Genomic DNA, 18,040 nt, shown 5'->3' with positions numbered 1-18,040 from the left:
TGATGGCTCCGGCGCATCCTGCGCGATTTGCACGATGCTGTAAAGCATTGCCCAACGGGTCCACGGGTGGTTGTAGCTCCCCTGGTGATCGTAGCCGCCCTGCACGAAGGCCATCTGGACGCCGTGGGGTGGATCACCTTTTACCCCTGGCCTCAGGCCGCGTGCCTGGGCGTCGGCGGACCACGCAGGCACGGTCGCATCACCCGGAATGATGCCGTTCTTGTCTGGGTTGGGCGCATCCGCTCCGGCGGGTAGCTTCGGAACCTTTTGTACCTCGAACTCGACGGTCAGCTTGCGTGATTCCAGATAAACCCGGACATTGCCCGTGTGCGAGTCGTGCAGGAGGGTCGCAGCGCGCAATTCTTCTTCCGGCACTCCCGACGGCACGTTGCCGGCCCAGAACACCTTGCCCCATGTCAGCAATTTTTCGAGAGGAAGACCTTTTTCGATGCCGGGCTTGTCCTTGTCTCCGCTTTCCGTCGCAGCATCGGCCTGCGGCTTCTGTATCAGCGCGCCGTTGCCGTTGTATGCGGCATAAGTTTTTCCATGATAAATGTTGATTATATTATTTTGCTTTTTTACAACTTCCTTCATGGTTTCATTGAAATTTTCTAGAATTGTTTTTCCTTGTGCTCTTTTATCAAGTCGTTGCTTCACAACGCCAGCCGGATCAAGAAATGATGGATCAGGTAGCAGACCATACCATTTCGAATTCGTATAAATCTCTTTGTAGGCACTGCCATTCTCCGGCAACTGCATCACCACCTCGCCATTGATCCGGGCAAACACCCACCACGGCTCGCTGTTGTCGTAGTCCGGCATAGGGATCAGTTCCAGCGGCCCAGGAGCGTTCGCTATCACTGCCACGAACTCACCGGCGTCGCGACCGACCAGACTGCCGTTGACAAAGCTGTTCATCCCGCCCTCGTTGCCCCCACCCGTCCTGAAACGCTTCGCCGCAACTGGCGCGCCCGTTGCCGGCTGCACGCTGTGGAATACCCCGTGCATCAAACCTTCCGCACCATGCATCGCGATCGCCATCCGGGCCACCAATCCTCCCATCGAGTGGGTGAGAATGATCGCCTTGCCTGAATCATTCTCCGCACAGATTTCCTTGATGCCCATTAGCCTCGTCGTTTTTTTCGTCTTCGGATCGTAGTAGTCGGAGCCCTCGACCACCTGCTGCCCGGAGTCGGCATTCGACTGCAGCCAGTTATAGCCGATGGCGTACACGCGGTACCGGTACTTCGCGAAGCGCTTGAATTCCGCCGAATCCTGCGTAATTTTCTCGCCCTTGCCGAACGCGCCGTAGTCGGTCGGGTCGGTGTCGATCACCGGCTTGAGCGTCCACTTTTCACCCTTGGGATCAGTGTCGACCCACGCACCATGTGTTTTGCCTAGCAGCATCGGCTGGTTCAACTGCTCTTCGAGCCATGCCAGCACCGGGTGATAGCTCGTGCGATGCACCGAACCCCAGCCGCGCCTTCTCGCCTCCTTTTCGTCGACGAACTGGTCAGCTGTATCGTCTTTGCCATGCTTGCCGACATTGATCGGACCGAGCGGCGTCACCGCCGCCAGGGTCGGGTCGAACTGCGTTTCTCGCGCCGATGCGCTCTTGAACCACAATCCAATTAACGCAGGGAGTGCACCTACGGCGCCCATCATGCCATCCGTGTTCGGGGCAAAGAACAGTTCGTCGCCGGTATCCTTGTCGGTCAGCAGCGACCCCATCACGCCCGGCAGGAATATCACCGGGATGATCGGCCGCACATCGCACAACAGTTCCTTACTGCGTTTGTCGCTCTCTGGCGTCAGCGTAAAAGTCCCATAGGACGATCCGTCTGCGTGCGTGCGCCCGGTCTGCTGTACCACCTCCTGCTCGGCATTGTCATCGAAAGGCGAGCCGCCCTGATTATCTGTCTGGTTATCGCTCATCGTGATTCGTGCAAAGTGTGTCGATCAGTCAAAATGGTTCACGCCGATGTGCCGCCCGGGTTGGAACCCGGCCGCAACGCACGCAGCATCACCGACTCAACATCCTGGCTCTTCTGCTCGGGAACATGTCCCAGCTCGTTCGTCATCCCGGTCAGGCGAGTACCATCGGCACGCACCAGCTCATAGGGGTGGTTCTTCAGCACGTCGCCCGTGATGCGATCACGCAGCACGTAGGGATCGTTAAATTTCGCCTGCGGCAGACTGTTCATATGCTCGGCAATCGAACTCGGTCCCTGCCGGCTGAACGACGCCGACTTGATCGTGCGTGCGCCGCGCGTGCCGTCCTCGATACCTCCGGAGGTGATACGGATGTACGAGCCACCGCACTTGAGCAGCAGTTCGGTCTTCGCGTCAATCTCGATGTTGCCGTTATTGCTCTTGAGCGTCAGGCCGAGTTCGGAGAGTAATCGCAACTGATCGGTGAGCGCCTGGATGTCGATCGCACCTTTCCCGGCGATCAGTTTCATACCGGCACGCTGGACGAACACGCTGATTTTTTCTGCGACACTCGCAACCAACGACTTCCCGACGGCCCAGTAGGTGTCCTTGCCGCTGACGAAATTCAGATGCTCGTCCGCCACCATCTGCGCCGACGCGTGCGTGGTAAAGCCCATGCTCTCGGGACTCGATCCGAGCATGACGGGTTTGGCAAAGGCATTGGCGTTTCCTGTCCCACCGCCTGCCGTATTGCCGCCTTTGATTACGCCCGCCTTGCTGTGCTGGGTCGCCTTCGCGAACTGTGAAAGCGCTTCGCGGCCAGGCTTCATATCCTCGGCCTTGGCGGTCGAACTTGCTGAGGACAACGACTCGATGAGTAGATCCGCACGCGCCAGGATCTCGCGCGGCGCGGTGGTATCGAGCGGCTGACCGTCGGCGCTGATTTGATGTGTGCTGAAATACAGTCCCTCGCCCGCATGGACCGCACCTGCATTGTCGGTGCGCAGGGTGAACCCGCTGCCGGTGTACGCGCCACGCGAATTGCCGTCCTGGACGATCTGGTAGCCGAGATGAAGACCGCTCATGCCGTGGCTGCTCATGATCCGCATGCGAGGCTGCCCCGTGGAATCATCCATGACGTGCTGGTTATAGCCGCCACCACCGCCATACTCCCGGGACTGATAGCCGGAAAGCAGGCCGTTCGAATGCCACTGCGGTTTCGCCGCGCCGTTGTAGACGCGATGAAGCGCAATCGGGCGGTCGATGTCATTGCCGATGTGACCGATCAGGAGTTCTTCGCCCGCTCGCGGCATGTGGACGCCACCATATCCATTGCCGGTATCGGACTGCGCCACACGCACCCAGCACGATGCGCGCTCGTCCCCTTCGTTTTGTCGGTCCCAGATGAAGAGCACCTTCACCCGGTTCAGTTCATCGGTGTAGCACTCCTGGCCCTTCGGGCCCGCCACAATCGCCGATTCCAGTTTCGCTTCGGGCTTGCGATGTTCGAACGGGCTGCGATAAGGCACCGTCGTGCGCTGCGCTTCAATGGCGACCCGGTAGAACCCGGTCGAGCCGTCCACGTGTTTCACGCTGAAGTTCTGGCCGGGATCGTCGGTGCGGGCTTGCGCGAGCTGGTGATTCAGGCTGTGTGGGTAGTTCGCTTCGTGCCCGGCGAGCGGAAGATTGTTCTCGATGACCCACGCGACCTCGATGCTCGCGAATTCGTTCTGGTCCGCGGCGTCGTGGTCATGCTCGGGATGACCGGTCAGTGTGAAGCGCCGGCCCGCGTCCATCGCGCGCAGGCTAGCCACGCCGTGAAAGCGCTTGGCCTGCGACTCCCATTCCTCCATGCGAATCTTCGACAGATGATCGCCACGGTCCTGTTCCGGGTACGTATAGCCACCGGTGTATTCGTAGACTTCGGTTTGCGCGGGCAACGCACCCTGATTCGCCATGGTCGGTACCGACGTACCTTTGGGGCTGGAAGGCGTCGACGGGCTTTTGTAGTCGAAGGTGCGCGTCGACAGCAGCACGGATTGCAGCGTCCGCGTGCCTGACCACTGGGTGAGTGCATCGGCTTCACTGCTCACGCCGGCACGATAGAATCCGACCGTTGCAGGTGAGAGCGGTTCGAGCGTCTGGAGGCGATCGGTGATGATCAGCGTGTGCGATTTGCCGTCCGCCGCCTGCTGCCAGATGCCATACAGTCCTTCGGACTCGAGGAGCCGGTGCACGAAGTTCCAGTCGGTCTCGTCCTGCCGGCAGTAGGAACGCTTCGGCAGCGGGTTCGAGAGCGCGAATCGATACATCCCTTTTGCCTGCGGATGCTGGTTGAATACGTCCGAGACGATCTCGTCCGCTGCCTTGTCCTGCCAGTGTCGCTGGTCACGCCGGAACTTCAGAAAGTGCATCCACGAGGAAAATCCCAACTGGTAACTTGTGAGATTTCCGTCGGCTCCCAGCCGACGCGCTGTATGTATATAGCCATGGTGGGACAGGTAAGACCGATCGGCCTGCTGGATCCAGAGCGTAACCGTCTGGGCGATCAGCGTTTTGAGCTGGACGTCGCCCTGAGTCGACACGCAGTCGAGCAGAAAGGAGAAGTCACGACCGATCCGCGAGCACCCGGTGACACGGTGGGGCAGCAAGACGTTATTGCCGGCCGGCGTATCCAGTTTCAGAAGGCGGTCCTGCTGCGACAGTCCACCCGTAATCGCCCCGATTATGTCCTGCGTGCCCATGCCGCCTCTCGATCTGATTATTCCTCTTTCCCGCGCGATTCTACTTCGAAAGCAATCTGATAATGATCAGAAATTGAAAAGCGGAAATCGATTTAATGCGAAATGGATATTCGGGCGAATATCGAATCTTAAAACATTGATGCGGCATGGGTCGCAGGCGGACGGCCGCGAACAACATCAAATTATCGATTCGATCATCTTTGTCCGGCCTCTAGGGCCGAACTGCAGCGCTTTTACTCTGCTTGGTTGACTTGGAGCGTAGAGGAGCGCCCGGTGTTCTCGCATAGACATTGACCCGAGCCGCAAATTCCGTTGCTAACTTCGGAGTGATTCCAGTAGTTTTCAATGCGTCGAGATAATCGGCGTACCACTGCATCATGGCGGCCCGTTGCGGTAAGTACTTGGCTTGGTTGTAGTCACCCGAAGTGCCTTCCTCAACGTGTGCGAGCTGCATATCGACGTGTTTCTCATTCCAGTCATGTTCGTTAAGCAAGGTGCTCGCGGTATGACGTGTGCCGTGTCCTACCATGCGGCCTTTGTACCCGATTCGCGCAAACACTCCATTGATGGTGTTCTCGCTGATGGTCTTATTTTTCCAGCCAATGCCGGGGTAAAGATATTGATGCCGGCCCGTTTGCTTCTGCAGTTCATGCAGTTGTGCGACGAGTTGCGTTGGCAGAGGGATGACGATGTCGCGGCGCATCTTCATTTTTTCTCCGGAAATGGTCCACAACGCGGAGTCGAGGTCGATCTCCGTCCACTCGGCAAAGCGAACCATGCCAGGGCGGCTCGCAGTCCAGATGGTCATCCAGGCGGCAGCGCGTTGGATGAAGCGGCTCTTGGATCGATCGAGTGCCCTCAGAAAATCAGGAAGTTCGGGCTCAAGTAGATGTGGATAGGGCTTGGCCTTGGGGGCTTCCTTGGCAATGACCTTCAACTCCGATGCGGGGTTGTTCTCGCATTGACCGCGAGCGATAGCTTGGCTAAAAATTTCACGCAACCAACCACGTGCCTTCTTAGATACATTCAACGCATTGCGTTTCTCAATGCGCTCTTGCACGCGTGTGCAGTCTTGTCGAGTGATCTCTGATAGACGTTTATCTCCCAGCTCTGGGAGGATGTCCTTGTCCAGATATGTGCGGAACTTCGAGAGAGTCCCTTCTGCTCGTCCGGCATCCTTTTTGCCCTCGTACCAGAGGTCGGCCGCAACTTTGAACGTGTCATCATTTTTGGCTTTCGTTTTTTTGCGAAGCTCTGGCTTGATGCCATTCGCAATTTGGATGTCTGCTTGAACCCTTAACTCGCGTGCACGCTGCAGAGAGATATTGGGATACACGCCGAAAGACAGACGAGCGCGCTTCTTGGCGATGGTGTATCGGAAGTGCCAGCTCTTTGTCCCGCTGGTCGTGACGAACAGGAATAGCCCGTCACCGTCATTGAGGATATAGTCCCGGGCTGAAGGCTTGGCTGCTTCGACTTGTTTAGATGTCAGACGCATGGCGGCACCTCGAAATTGGTACATTCGATTACTCGAACTTTCGATGTACCGAAAAATGTACCACTTTGATGCTAGCTTGCCATGGTTTTCAGCGGATCAGCGTGGAGGCCCCAAAACAAAAAAGCCCGCAGTGGCGGGCTTTTCCGGGGGGTCAGAGGACTTTGATGGAAGTCTCTGGAAGCTTAAATGGTGCCCAGGAGAGGACTCGAACCTCCACGGTGTTGCCACCGCTAGGACCTGAACCTAGTGCGTCTACCAATTCCGCCACCTGGGCACGTCTTCAAGCTAGACCAATATTTTAGCGTGATGATGCAGCGTGTCAATCCCTACATGCAAACAAACCATCGCTTCATCAACCGCCCGGTTGTGCCATGCAGCGAAGGAAAACTTCACTGCTTAACGACGCCAGCTCACGCCAACTCACATCGACGCAACCGTCCTGCCAGCCACATGATCCAATCGAAAAAACAGAATCGGATCACATAGCTTCACACAAAAAGTAAAGCCGCCGATGTGAACCATCAGGCGGCTTTACTTTTGAATCTGGTGCCCAAGAGAGGACTCGAACCTCCACAGTGTTGCCACCGCTAGGACCTGAACCTAGTGCGTCTACCAATTTCGCCACCTGGGCAGGTGATGAACAGCAAAGAACGCCATTATAGCGACAGATTCAGGGCTGTCAAGCGTTTCTCAAAAGTCGCTTAAACATCGCCGCAGCGAGCCTGGATGCGGCTCACAGCGATTATTGCCGGGCCGCGTGGCGCGCAGGACGGGTGTTAGAATGCCTCGCAGTAGTTCGTTGGCACGGTGCACACGCCCGTCGGACTCAGACTTGAACGAGCCGGACCCGAGCAGTCATTCCAGTGCAATCGCAAGTGCAACTTAAGCGCAACCCAAACGCTTCTTAAGCCGAGCCACATCGCCGACCGACGTCCATGCAACGAGAAAAAATCATCGACAAGCCCTTGAGCAAATTCCCGTATCCGATCCCAAGCCGCGAAGAAATCCTGGGCGTGCTGCGCACGAGTGAAGCGCCGCTTGCCGCGAACGACATCGCCGAAGCCCTGTCGATCAAGCGCCAGGAGCGCGAAGGATTTTTCAAGCGCTTAGGCGCCATGGAGCGCGACGGCCAGATCCGGCTCGATCAGCGCAATCTCTATCAGCTGACCCATCCGTCGAACTTCGTCGCGGGCCGCGTGCAGGGCCATCGCGACGGCTACGGTTTTCTCATTCGCGACGACGGTCAGGACGATCTGTTCCTGCCCACCGGCGAAATGCAGAAGGTCATGCACAACGATCGCGTGCTCGCGCGCATCGTCGGCTATGACCGTCGCGGCAGGCCGGAAGGGCATGTCGTCGAAGTCACGGATCGCGCCAACAAGCGTGTGATCGGCCGTCTGCTCAACGAGAACGGCGCGCTGATCGTCGCGCCTGAAGACAAGCGCATTGGCCACGACATTCTGATCCAGCAGAACACCAAGAAGGCCAAGGTCGGCCAGGTGGTGGTGGTCGAGCTGACCGATTTCCCGAGCCGTCATTCGCAGCCGCTCGGCCGCGTGGTGGAAGTGCTGGGCGATATCGACGATCCCGGCATGGAAATCGAAATCGCGGTGCGCAAATACGGCGTGCCGCACGAATTCAGCCAGGCCGCGCTCGACGAAGCCGCCAAACTGCCCGACGAAGTCCGCCCGGTCGACGCGCGTCATCGCATCGACCTGCGCGACGTGCCGCTCGTCACGATCGACGGTGAAGACGCCCGCGACTTCGACGACGCAGTCTATTGCGAGCCGGTTCAGGTCGGTCGCGGCGAAGGCTTCCGCCTGATCGTCGCGATCGCGGACGTCTCGCACTATGTGCATCCGAAGAGCGGGCTCGACGCAGACGCGCTCGAACGCAGCACGTCGGTGTACTTTCCGCGCCGCGTGATTCCGATGCTGCCGGAGAAGCTGTCGAACGGACTGTGTTCGCTGAATCCGCATGTCGACCGTTGCGTACTGGTGTGCGACATGATCGTCACCACACGTGGTGAAGTGAAGGCGTATCAGTTCTATCCCGGCGTGATCAATTCCGCCGCGCGCCTGACGTATACCGAAGTCGCCGCGGTGCTAAAGAACACCAAGGGCCCGGAAGCGGCACGCCGCGCCGCCTTGCTGCCGCAGCTGCAGAATCTTTACGGCGTCTACAAGTCGCTGTTCGCCGCGCGCCAGAAGCGCGGCGCGATCGACTTCGATACGACCGAGACATACATCGTCTGCAATGCGCAGGGCAAGATCGAGCAGATCGTGCCGCGCACCCGCAATGACGCACACAAGCTGATCGAGGAATGCATGCTGGCCGCGAACGTCTGCGCGGCCGACTTCCTCAAGCGCAACAAGCATCCGGGTCTGTACCGCGTGCACGCCGGACCGACCGTCGAGAAGCTCGAGAATCTGCGCACGTTCCTGCGCGGCATGGGTCTTTCGCTCGGCGGCGGCGACAAGCCGCATGCGAGCGACTACGCGGCGCTCATGGCGCAAATCCGCGAACGGCCCGACGCGCAAATGATGCAAACCATGCTTCTGCGCTCGATGCAGCAGGCCGTCTACAGCCCGGACAACATCGGTCACTTCGGTCTCGCGTACGAAGCCTATGCTCACTTCACGAGCCCGATCCGCCGCTATCCCGATCTGCTCACGCACCGCGCGATCTACGCGATCCTGCAAGGCCGCAAATATCAGCCGGAGCCGCCGCATGGCGTCGAGTTGAATACGGCGTTGTCGCCGCGCGCCCGCGCGATGCAGCAAGCCGACGACGAAAAGCGTGGCCGCCAGCGTTCGAACAACGTGGCGATCTGGGAAGAGTTGGGTCTGCATTGCTCGGCTAACGAACGCCGCGCGGACGAGGCATCGCGCGACGTCGAAGCGTGGCTCAAGTGCTACTTCATGCGCGACAAGCTCGGTGAAGAGTACGGCGGCATGGTGAGCGGCGTGACGTCGTTCGGCATTTTCGTGCAGCTCGACTCGCTCTTTATCGAAGGCCTCGTGCACGTCACCGAACTGGGCTCGGACTACTTCCAGTACGACGAAATCAAGAACGAGTTGCGTGGCGAGCGCACCGGCATTCGCTATCGGCTGTCGGATCGCGTGCGGGTGCAGGTGAGTCGCGTCGATCTCGATGCGCGCAAGATCGACTTCCGCCTCGTGCGCGACACGCCGATCAAGCCGCCGACGAATCGGCCGGCTCTCGCCGACAAGGCATCAGGCGAAAGCGGCGGCGCACGCGTGCGTTCGTTGCCGCCGGTGGAAGGCGGAGCAGGCGGCGCCGCGGCAGGTGCGGGTGGACGGCGCAAGACGGCAGCGCCGGCGCAAACCGCTGCCGTCAAGGAAGCGCGCGCGGCACGCGGCGCGGTGAAGAAGCATGGCGGGGCTCCGGCCAAGCCGGCATCGAAACCGCAGGCCCGCAAGAAGCGCTGAAGTCGCATGACGGCTTGAACCGCGCGCATCGGGTACGTTGATACGTACCGGTTGCGCGCGGTCTTCGTTTCATCGTGATCAAGTCAGGTACCGAAGCAGGTACTCAAGCAACACAGCAAGCAACACAGCAAGCAACACAATAAGCAAGCTCGTATTCATCACAGCAGCGCGCGTGTCAAGGCGCGCTCAATCAAAGGTTTTTCAGTCATGTCACGTCTCAAGGTTCTATACGGTTTCCACGCAGTGACCGCACGCATGCGGCACGACGCGTCGACGGTCGAAGAGGTTTATTACGACGCGACGCGCAAAGACCGTCGCATGACCGAGTTCCTGCACACGGCGAAAGAAGCCGGCGTGCGTCTGATTGCCGCCGACGAAACGCGTCTGTGGGGGCTCGCGCATACCGAGCGTCACCAGGGCGTGGTCGCGCGTGCGACCGACATGCCGCTCGCGCAGAATCTGGCCGAACTGCTCGACGGCATCAACGGCTCGCCATTGATTCTGGTGCTGGACGGCGTGACCGATCCGCACAATCTCGGCGCCTGCCTGCGCGTGGCCGATGCGGCCGGCGCGCACGCGGTGATCGTGCCGCGTGACCGCGCGGTAGGTTTGAACGCGACGGCTGCGAAGGTGGCGAGCGGCGCAGCCGACACCGTGCCGTACATCACCGTCACGAATCTGGCGCGCGCCCTGCGTGAGTTGAAAGACGCGGGCGTGTGGGTGATCGGTACCGCCGAAGAGGCCACCAAGAGCCTCTACGAGACCGAACTCGACGGTCCGGTCGCACTGGTGATGGGCGCCGAAGGCGAGGGCATGCGGCGTCTCACGCGCGAAACCTGCGACGTGATCATGCAGATTCCGATGGCGGGTACAGTCGAAAGCCTGAACGTTTCTGTGGCGAGCGGCGTGTGTCTGTTCGAAGCGGTGCGTCAGCGGTCGGTGAAGAAGTAAACTCCGGTAAACTTGTTGTTTTTACTGCTCGCCTGCATTCCCCATGACCCAAGACGAACTCAAGCAACTGGTCGGCCAGGCCGCCGCCGACTATGTGAACGCCAACGTGCCGGAAGGCTCCGTGATCGGCGTCGGCACCGGCTCAACCGCGAACTGTTTCATCGACGCGCTGGCGGCTAGCAAGACCCGCTATCGCGGCGCGGTGTCGAGCTCGCTCGCTACCACCGCGCGTCTGCAGTCGCACGGTTTCAAGGTGCTCGATCTGAACGAAATCGATTCGCTGCCGGTGTATGTCGACGGCGCCGACGAGATCGACCATAGCGGCGCGATGATCAAGGGCGGCGGCGGCGCGCTGACGCGCGAGAAAATCGTCGCATCGGTGTCGGACGTGTTCGTCTGCATCGCCGATGCGAGCAAGCTGGTCGACACGCTCGGCAACTTCCCGCTGCCGATCGAAGTCGTGCCGATGGCGCGTACCGCGATCGGCCGTCGCGTGACGGCGCTCGGCGGCGTGCCGGTGGTGCGCGTGACCAAGGAAGGTGTGCCGTTCATTACCGATAACGGCAACGAGATCATCGACGTCAAGGGTCTGCGTATCAGCGACCCGCGCACGCTGGAAATGCATATCAATGCATGGCCGGGCGTGGTGACGGCGGGCCTCTTCGCCGGCCGAGGCGCGAATCTGTGCATGCTCGGCACGGATACGGGCGTCGAGACGATCGAATACAGCAAGAGCTGATCAAGGTGCTTCTGCAGTGACGCGCGAGCCTGCTCCAGGGGGCTCGCGCTCCTGCATTGAACCTGTCATTGAACCTGTATTAGCCAGCGCCGACCTGCACTAGCTTACGTCGGCAAACTCCCGCTCCAGCAGAGAACAGCATCGGTCTGCACTTGCCTAAGTCGGCGGGCTCTCGCGCCAGCAGAAAACAGCGCCGCCCCGCACTAACCGACGTCAACCAGCACTAGCGCGCGGCTTGTCCGATCGCCTGCGTCATCCGTTGCAAATACTGGTCCACTGAGAACTCGTTTTGCGCATCGGCAAGCGCCTGATCCGCGATACGCTGCGCCATTGCCGGATCGGCGCGCAATGCGCCGATCGCATCAGCCAGCGCAGCCACATCCCCCGGTTTCACCAGCCAGCCATTGCGCTGATGCCGCACGATCTCGGTCACGCCGCCCGCGGCTGCTGCGATGACCGGGCGTGCTGCCGCCATGCCTTCGACGATCACCCGCCCGAACGGCTCCGGCTCAGTCGAGGTATGCAAGATCACATCCATCGCTTTCATCCATGCGGGCACGTCGTCCTGAAAACCCGCGAAATGCACGCGATCCGCTACGCCCAATGTCTCCGCCTGCTCATGCAGGCGCTGCGCGTATGCGTCCTCACCGAATAGCGGTGCGCCGACCAGCACCAGGTGCACGTCGGGCAGCCGTGCCATTGCTTCGAGTGCAATGTGCTGACCTTTCCACGGCGCGAGACGGCCGAACAAACCCGCGAGCCACGCATGCTCGGGCAGCTCCAGACGCTGGCGCAGCGCGGCCATGTCGCTGCCATCGATGCGCCTGAACGCACCGGCGTCGATACCGTTGTAGATGACCGGCACCGAGTCGGCCGCGATGCCTGTCAACGCCGTCAGCGATCGCTTCGATGCCTGCGAATTCGCTATCACCTGATCAACGGCGAAGCGCACCAGCCACTTGATGATGCTCAGCTGCACGCGACCGAAATGCTCGCGCGTGAGAATGTCGTGTTGATACCAGATCACCGGCTTGCGATGCAGCGGTTTGCCGAGCGCACCCAGCACGAGTGCCTTTTGTGTGTTGAGAAACAGCACGTCGAATGTGCGAGCGCGCGCCGCGATCGCACGGACCTGGCGCACGATGCCTGGCACGACGCGCAGACAGTTCAATCCTGAAGATTGCCGAACGACGCCCGACACGCGCGCGTCGTTCAGCACCTGCACGCGAGCACCGAGCGCTTCGAGCCGCCTGCGGAATGGGCCATCGGAAAGCAGCACGACTTCGCTGTGCGCGATGCAGCTTCCGGCCAGTTGCAGGAGCGCGAATTCGGCGCCGCCTAGCTGCCCACTCTGGTCGACGAATAGCACGCTCGGCATCGTCGGGGAGAGCGTTGCCGATGTCGCCGTCGGCACCGATAAAGCCTGCGCAGCAGATGGATCGATCCGAGCAGGCTGAACCAGTGGCAAAGAATGGGCGAGTGGAGAAACGTCGATCGTCGGGCGCATAAGTACGAAGTCGGGCGAAGTGATTGAACACACCATTCGCAAGAGGCGAATAGCGAGTCCTCATTATTCGCGGACTGTCGCGCGTCGAATGTGGGCATACGCACGCACCGTAAATGATGTGGCACATACACTCGTTGCTATGGCCATGGGTCGTTTACTAATAGGTGGGAGATCATGAAAGTGGCGATCGTGCACGACTGGCTCGTCGCACCCGGCGGCGCCGAGAAAGTGCTCGAACAGATCATCGAGTGCTTTCCCGATGCCGATCTCTTCAGCCTCGTCGACTTCCTCGAGGACCGCGGACCCGTGAGCGGCAAACCTGTCACGACGTCGTTCATCCAGCACCTGCCGTTTGCGCGGCGTCGCTATCGCGCGTATCTGCCGTTGATGCCGCTGGCGATCGAGCAATTCGATCTCTCAGGTTACGACCTCGTCATTACGAGTTCCTATGCGGTCGCCAAAGGTGTGCTGATCGGCCCCGATCAGACGCACGTGAGCTACGTGCATTCGCCGATGCGCTACGCGTGGGATCTGCAACACCAGTATTTGCGTGAAGCGAAGCTGACGCGTGGGCCGAAGTCATGGGCCGTGCGTGCGTTGCTTCACTATTTGCGCGGCTGGGATTCGCACTCGGCGAACAGCGTCGACCGTCTGATCGCGAATTCGCAATTCGTTGCGCGGCGCGTGATGAAGACTTACCGGCGCGATGCCGCGGTCATTCCGCCTCCCGTCGACGTGCACAAATTCGAGCTGTGCACGCACAAGGAAGACTTCTATCTGACCGCCTCGCGGATGGTGCCGTATAAGCGCATCGATCTGATCGTCGAAACTTTCAACGCGACGCCGCACCGCAAGCTGATCGTGATTGGCGATGGCCCCGAGATGGCGGCGATTCGCGCCAAGGCCGGTCCGAATGTGACGATCCTCGGCTATCAGCCGTTCAAGGTTCTCAAGGATCATCTGCAACGCGCGCGCGCCTTCGTGTTCGCCGCCGAAGAAGACTTCGGTATCGTCGCGCTCGAAGCCCAGGCGTGCGGCACGCCGGTCATTGCGTTCGGCAAGGGTGGGGCGCTCGAAACGGTGATCCCGGTCGGCGAGGCGCATCCTACCGGCGTGTATTTCGCACGCCAAACGGTCGTGTCGATGCTCGACGCGATCGACCGCTTCGAACGGCAGCATGAGCAGATCACCCCCGCGGCATGCCGCGCGAATGCCGAACGTTTTTCTGCGGCGATTTTCCGGCGTGCCTTCATGGCCGAGGTGACGCGCACGATCGCGGCGTCGGGTTGGCGTCTGCGGGTAGCGGCGATCGAGCGGGTCGAACACGATCTGGTCGCTGAAGACCTCGCGTGGCCCGCCGAACGCGTGCAGGGTAGCAGTTGGGGACGCTGACGCGGGCGAGCTCGAGTGCAGCCGTGGCACGGGTGGCGTAAGTTCGCGAAGGGGTCTCGAAGCACGATTGAATATCTCTTTATTCGCATATTGCGAACTTCTCGATATGCGAATAAAATGGGTTTGTCTTACCGCAGTAAGACGTCGCTAGCTGTTCGGACTATGCCATCCGGCTGGCTATCGGTGTCGATCCCATCTCTTTAGCCTTACAGGTAGAGCGTGCATGTTCAGTGCGCGCGTACGTGTGAGGAAATCCGATGCGGGTCATTTCGAAGAAAGCATTGCTGGACTTTATAAAGCGACATCCGGAGGCGCGCAGTGCGTTGTTGACGTGGTACTCGCTGGCGCAGGCTTGCCTCGCGTATGGCTATAACGACCTGAAGCAGACGTTCGCGGGCGTGGACTACGTGCCGCCGCAATACACCGTTTTCGATGTAGGCGGCAACCGGTTCCGGATCGTCGCGGCGATTCACTACAACAGGCAGTCGTTGTTCGTTCGTCATGTACTGACGCATGCGGAATACGACCTTTGGACGAGGAAGAATTTAAATTCATGAATGCCGATCGCCTTCCGGGAGCCTTTCCCGACATCACTCAAACCTGGGCTGCACTGCAAAGCCAGTTGCCGATCACGCCCATTCGCAACGAGCAGGACTATCAGAAGATGGTGCGGCTCGCCAACTCGCTTGCCGATCACCTGAACGGTAACGAGGAGGATCCGTTGGCCGATCTGTTCGCGATCGTTACCGACCTGATCGAAAGCTGGGAAGCACACAACGTGACGATCCCGAAAGCGGAGCCGCGCGAGGTGTTGCGGCATCTGCTGGAGACCCATGGGCTCAAGCAGAAGGATCTGATCGGTATCGCATCGCCCACCGTGGTGAGCGATATTCTCGCAGGCCGGCGCGCCATCAGCAAAAAGGTGGCGAAGGCGCTGGCCGTGCGTTTTCGTACCGACGTCAGCGCGTTTCTGTAAGAGTGGCGGCGCCTCGCCGCGTTCCATACGCCTGAACCTCACACCAATGCAAAAGGGCTGTGCCTCGATCCGGCGCAGCCCTTTTTCTTTGTCCAGCCTTTAATCCGATCTATCGTGATCCGTGAGTATCGAGCGGATCGCTGGCGGAGTAAGTGTACGCATACGCATAGTCGTACGTACCGTTCTTGTTGTGGCTCTTGAGCGGCACCGCGTTCATCACGCCGCCCACCACCCGGGCCCGTGCGCGCCGCAGCTTCTTCAGTGCCTCGGCCACTTGACCCTCTGTATGAGCGCCGGCCCGCATCACCAGCACCGTCGAACCGGCAATATGGGCAATCACCGCCGCATCGGCCACCGCGAGCAGCGGCGGCGTATCGACGATCACCAGATCGAACTCCTGCTCGAAGCGCGCGAGGATTTCACCGAAGCGCGCCGACGTCAGAATCTCCGACGGATTCGGCGGATAAGCGCCCGTCGCGATGAAGTGCAAGCCATCTACGCCCGTGGCACGAGCCGCGACTTCAAGATCGACCTGACCCGTCAGTAGTTCGGTCAAGCCGCCATTGGGCGAGCGGCCGAGATACTGCGCGAGGCGGCCGCGCCGCAGATCGGCGTCGATCAGCAGCACGCGTTTGCCCGATTCCGCAATCAGTGCAGCCAGATTTGCGCACAGAAAGCTTTTGCCGTCCGAAGGTGCCGGGCTTGTGATCGCCACGATGCGGTTGGGCGCATCGATCAAGCCGAATTGCAACGTGGCGCGCAATCCGCGCAGGCTCTCCACCGTTGAGTCGTACGGATGGGTCTTCACCAGCAGCGGCCGCATGGGTGTCTTGTGCGACGCAACGACAGTTTGCGTACCGACCTGCACCCTGTCCTGGCGATCCGCCGCCGAACCAGTCCGAAGCATTCGCGTCATGCCCGACGACTGCGCCGACACTTCGGTCGGCGTCGACCTTGGACTGGGCAGGGCCGCGGCGCGCGTGGCGATCAACTGCCGGTCGCTGCGCGCCTGTTCCGGGCTGAAGGCAATCGAGCCGAAGATCGGCAACAGGAAACGCCGCTCGACGAACTCGGGGTCGGCCACGCCGGTAAAGAACGTACGACGGCAGAACGCGAACAGAATGCCCGCGATGATGCCGAGCAGCGTGCCCGCCGAAATGATCAGTGCGGATTTGGGCCGCACCGGCTGGGACGGCAGCAAGGCTTCGTCGATGATATGCACGTTGCCGATCGTGCCGGCACGCGAAATCGACAGCTCCTGGGTTTTGTTCAGCAGCGCCACGTAGATTTCCTCGGCGACCTTCGCGTCGCGCTGCAAGGAGAGGGCGTCGCGTTCGGAGCTCGGCAGCGTGCTGAAGTGATCTTCGAAGCGGGCCTTTTCGCGCGACATCGCCGCCAGTTGCGCATCCACTTGCTGCACTTCCGGGCTTTCCTCAGTGAAGCGCTGCAGCAGTTGAGCGCGCTGGATGCGTAGCGTTGCAATCTGCTTTTCGTAGTCGAGACCACCGGCGAGATAGACCCCGGCCTCCTGGGTCGGCTGGAACGAACCGGCCTTCGACTGATACTCCGACAACGCGGTCTCGGTCTTTTTCACTTCGGCGCGCAGGCGTGGCAATTCGCTGTTCAGGAAGCTCAGCATGTGGCTCGCTTCTTCCTGCGCGCGTTCGGTGCGTTGCGCCAGATACGACGCCGCCACCGCATTGGTGATCGCGGTGATCGTGTGCGGATCGGCGCCCATGTATGACAGTTGCACGACGCCGGTGTCCCGTCCTTTTTCGCCTACCTGCAAACCGGAAGAGAGCCCGGCGACCGCGTCCAGCTGGTTGAAGCGCGTCACGTAGAACTCGGTGCCGGGACGGGCCACCAGTGTTTTGACGAACAGCGTGACGTCGTTGCCGCTTGCCTGCTGACCCGCCACGCCGGTCAGGATCTGCGTTCCGAACGAGTCCGTCACTTCATAGCGGCCGTAGTCGAGCACGCGTAGTGTCAGGCGCGCGCCTTCCAGCGATTTCGGCACCGTGATCGATCCGACCTCGAATTGCTCACCGCCCCACGCATACGAGTTCATGCCGAACGCGGCGCCGAGCGGATGGCCCGGATGCGCGAACCACGACGAAATCTTGCCGAGTACCGGCATGGTCTTCGCAGCCGTGCTGAAGTTCAGCTTGAACTGCTCGACCACCGGCTCGACCACCGCGCGGCTCTTGATGATTTCGATCTCCGCGTCGGTGCGCATCGGACCAATCGATGGCATAAGCGACAGCGCGCTCTGTTTTTGCGAACCGATGCCGTTGTTCTGTGCGTCGACCTGAAGCAGCGCGTCGGCGGAATAGATCGGCGTGGCAATCTTCGTATAGATCACTGCAGCGAGAATCACGCAGCCGGCAATGCCGATCACCCACCAGATCTGATCCATGATCATGCGCAGCAAGTCGCGCATCACCGCATCCTCGTCGCTGCCAGGCGCCGGTCCGTGGTCCAGCATGTCGTACGTACTCATAGTGATACTCCGTCGCGAGTGTTTTTTTACCGGGCCAACTGCACCGTGTAGAAGATGGACTGCAGGGTCGGCGTGATCTGTTCGAGTGCGCGGTTAAAGCGAGCGGCACTTGAGACCTGCACGTACACCACATCCTTCGGCTGTAATTCGAACTTGGTCATCAGCATCAACGCGTCGACCTGGGTCATGTCGAGCTGGTAGACGTCGGGCGTGAGCGTCTTGTCGGCGCCGCGCACCACGTACACGAAGCGCGGATCGCCGGTCTTGACGTCAAGGCTGCCGGCGCCGGTGAGTGCATCGGCAAGCGTCAGGCGGCCGCGGTTCATCGGCAGCGAGGTCGGCTTGTTCA

General features: G+C 60.4%; 11 protein-coding genes, 2 tRNA genes and 1 pseudogene. 6 read left to right on the top strand and 8 right to left on the bottom strand.

The genetic code is table 11. The features are described from left to right. The 5 genes from VFE81_RS22290 to VFE81_RS22270 form a co-directional block, all read right to left on the bottom strand. A partial coding sequence (locus VFE81_RS22290; RefSeq protein WP_325046665.1) for an alpha/beta hydrolase occupies positions 1–1,935 on the bottom strand: 1,935 nt, incomplete at its 3' end. Positions 1,936–1,973: 38 nt separating this feature from the next. Next, on the bottom strand, positions 1,974–4,676 hold the full coding sequence (locus VFE81_RS22285; protein ID WP_325046664.1) for a type VI secretion system Vgr family protein: 2,703 nt from the start codon (positions 4,674–4,676) through the stop codon (positions 1,974–1,976). A gap of 211 nt (positions 4,677–4,887) precedes the next feature. Beyond that, positions 4,888–6,174 (bottom strand): tyrosine-type recombinase/integrase, encoded by a 1,287-nt coding sequence (locus tag VFE81_RS22280; RefSeq protein ID WP_325046663.1) that lies wholly within the window; start codon positions 6,172–6,174, stop codon positions 4,888–4,890. A gap of 187 nt (positions 6,175–6,361) precedes the next feature. Further along, positions 6,362–6,448 (bottom strand) — tRNA-Leu (locus VFE81_RS22275). A gap of 270 nt (positions 6,449–6,718) precedes the next feature. Then, positions 6,719–6,805: transfer RNA gene (locus tag VFE81_RS22270), tRNA-Leu, on the bottom strand. Positions 6,806–7,109: 304 nt separating this feature from the next. Here VFE81_RS22270 and rnr point away from each other — a divergent pair. From rnr to rpiA, 3 genes are all read left to right on the top strand, one after another. Continuing rightward, on the top strand, positions 7,110–9,626 hold the full coding sequence (gene rnr, locus VFE81_RS22265; RefSeq protein WP_325046662.1) for a ribonuclease R: 2,517 nt from the start codon (positions 7,110–7,112) through the stop codon (positions 9,624–9,626). Between the two features lie 207 nt (positions 9,627–9,833). Beyond that, entirely contained in the window at positions 9,834–10,577 is a 744-nt protein-coding gene (gene rlmB, locus VFE81_RS22260; RefSeq protein ID WP_325046661.1) for a 23S rRNA (guanosine(2251)-2'-O)-methyltransferase RlmB, read from the top strand. Positions 10,578–10,620: 43 nt separating this feature from the next. Continuing rightward, positions 10,621–11,316, top strand: a complete 696-nt coding sequence (gene rpiA / locus VFE81_RS22255) for a ribose-5-phosphate isomerase RpiA (protein WP_169486554.1) — start codon at positions 10,621–10,623, stop codon at positions 11,314–11,316. A 223-nt stretch (positions 11,317–11,539) separates the two neighbouring features. On the opposite strand, the gene VFE81_RS22250 is transcribed toward rpiA, so the two are convergent. Then, positions 11,540–12,730 carry a glycosyltransferase family 4 protein gene (locus tag VFE81_RS22250; RefSeq protein ID WP_325046660.1) on the bottom strand — a complete coding sequence of 397 codons (1,191 nt, stop codon included), beginning with the start codon at positions 12,728–12,730 and terminating at the stop codon, positions 11,540–11,542. Positions 12,731–12,997: 267 nt separating this feature from the next. Between VFE81_RS22250 and VFE81_RS22245 the strand changes: the two genes are divergently transcribed. The 3 genes from VFE81_RS22245 (at position 12,998) to VFE81_RS22235 (ending at position 15,191) form a co-directional block, all read left to right on the top strand. Next, positions 12,998–14,215 carry a glycosyltransferase family 4 protein gene (locus VFE81_RS22245; protein WP_325046659.1) on the top strand — a complete coding sequence of 406 codons (1,218 nt, stop codon included), beginning with the start codon at positions 12,998–13,000 and terminating at the stop codon, positions 14,213–14,215. A 257-nt stretch (positions 14,216–14,472) separates the two neighbouring features. Continuing rightward, positions 14,473–14,772 (top strand): type II toxin-antitoxin system HigB family toxin, encoded by a 300-nt coding sequence (locus VFE81_RS22240; protein ID WP_325046658.1) that lies wholly within the window; start codon positions 14,473–14,475, stop codon positions 14,770–14,772. Beyond that, positions 14,769–15,191, top strand: coding sequence for a transcriptional regulator (locus VFE81_RS22235; RefSeq protein ID WP_325046657.1), 423 nt, complete (start codon positions 14,769–14,771; stop codon positions 15,189–15,191). Before VFE81_RS22240 ends, VFE81_RS22235 begins: the two co-directional genes overlap by 4 nt. A 109-nt stretch (positions 15,192–15,300) precedes the next feature. On the opposite strand, the gene VFE81_RS22230 is transcribed toward VFE81_RS22235, so the two are convergent. Next, positions 15,301–17,691 (bottom strand): polysaccharide biosynthesis tyrosine autokinase, encoded by a 2,391-nt coding sequence (locus tag VFE81_RS22230; protein WP_325046656.1) that lies wholly within the window; start codon positions 17,689–17,691, stop codon positions 15,301–15,303. A gap of 26 nt (positions 17,692–17,717) precedes the next feature. Next, positions 17,718–18,040: pseudogene (locus VFE81_RS22225) on the bottom strand (sugar transporter); the annotation flags it as partial.

Source organism: Paraburkholderia sp. (genome assembly GCF_035656215.1).
Classification (GTDB): domain Bacteria; phylum Pseudomonadota; class Gammaproteobacteria; order Burkholderiales; family Burkholderiaceae; genus Paraburkholderia.
The sequence above is the reverse complement of the archived record's forward strand: the minus strand, read 5'-3'. Positions and strand labels throughout refer to the sequence as shown.

Excerpts from the sequence above, each read along its gene's own strand:
- VFE81_RS22230 (WP_325046656.1), bottom strand. The coding sequence starts at position 17,691 with ATGAGTACGTACGACATGCTGGACCACGGACCGGCGCCTGGCAGCGAC.
- VFE81_RS22240 (WP_325046658.1), top strand. The coding sequence starts at position 14,473 with ATGCGGGTCATTTCGAAGAAAGCATTGCTGGACTTTATAAAGCGACAT.
- VFE81_RS22235 (WP_325046657.1), top strand. The coding sequence starts at position 14,769 with ATGAATGCCGATCGCCTTCCGGGAGCCTTTCCCGACATCACTCAAACC.
- VFE81_RS22245 (WP_325046659.1), top strand. The coding sequence starts at position 12,998 with ATGAAAGTGGCGATCGTGCACGACTGGCTCGTCGCACCCGGCGGCGCC.
- rlmB (WP_325046661.1), top strand. The coding sequence starts at position 9,834 with ATGTCACGTCTCAAGGTTCTATACGGTTTCCACGCAGTGACCGCACGC.
- VFE81_RS22280 (WP_325046663.1), bottom strand. The coding sequence starts at position 6,174 with ATGCGTCTGACATCTAAACAAGTCGAAGCAGCCAAGCCTTCAGCCCGG.
- rnr (WP_325046662.1), top strand. The coding sequence starts at position 7,110 with ATGCAACGAGAAAAAATCATCGACAAGCCCTTGAGCAAATTCCCGTAT.
- VFE81_RS22285 (WP_325046664.1), bottom strand. The coding sequence starts at position 4,676 with ATGGGCACGCAGGACATAATCGGGGCGATTACGGGTGGACTGTCGCAG.
- rpiA (WP_169486554.1), top strand. The coding sequence starts at position 10,621 with ATGACCCAAGACGAACTCAAGCAACTGGTCGGCCAGGCCGCCGCCGAC.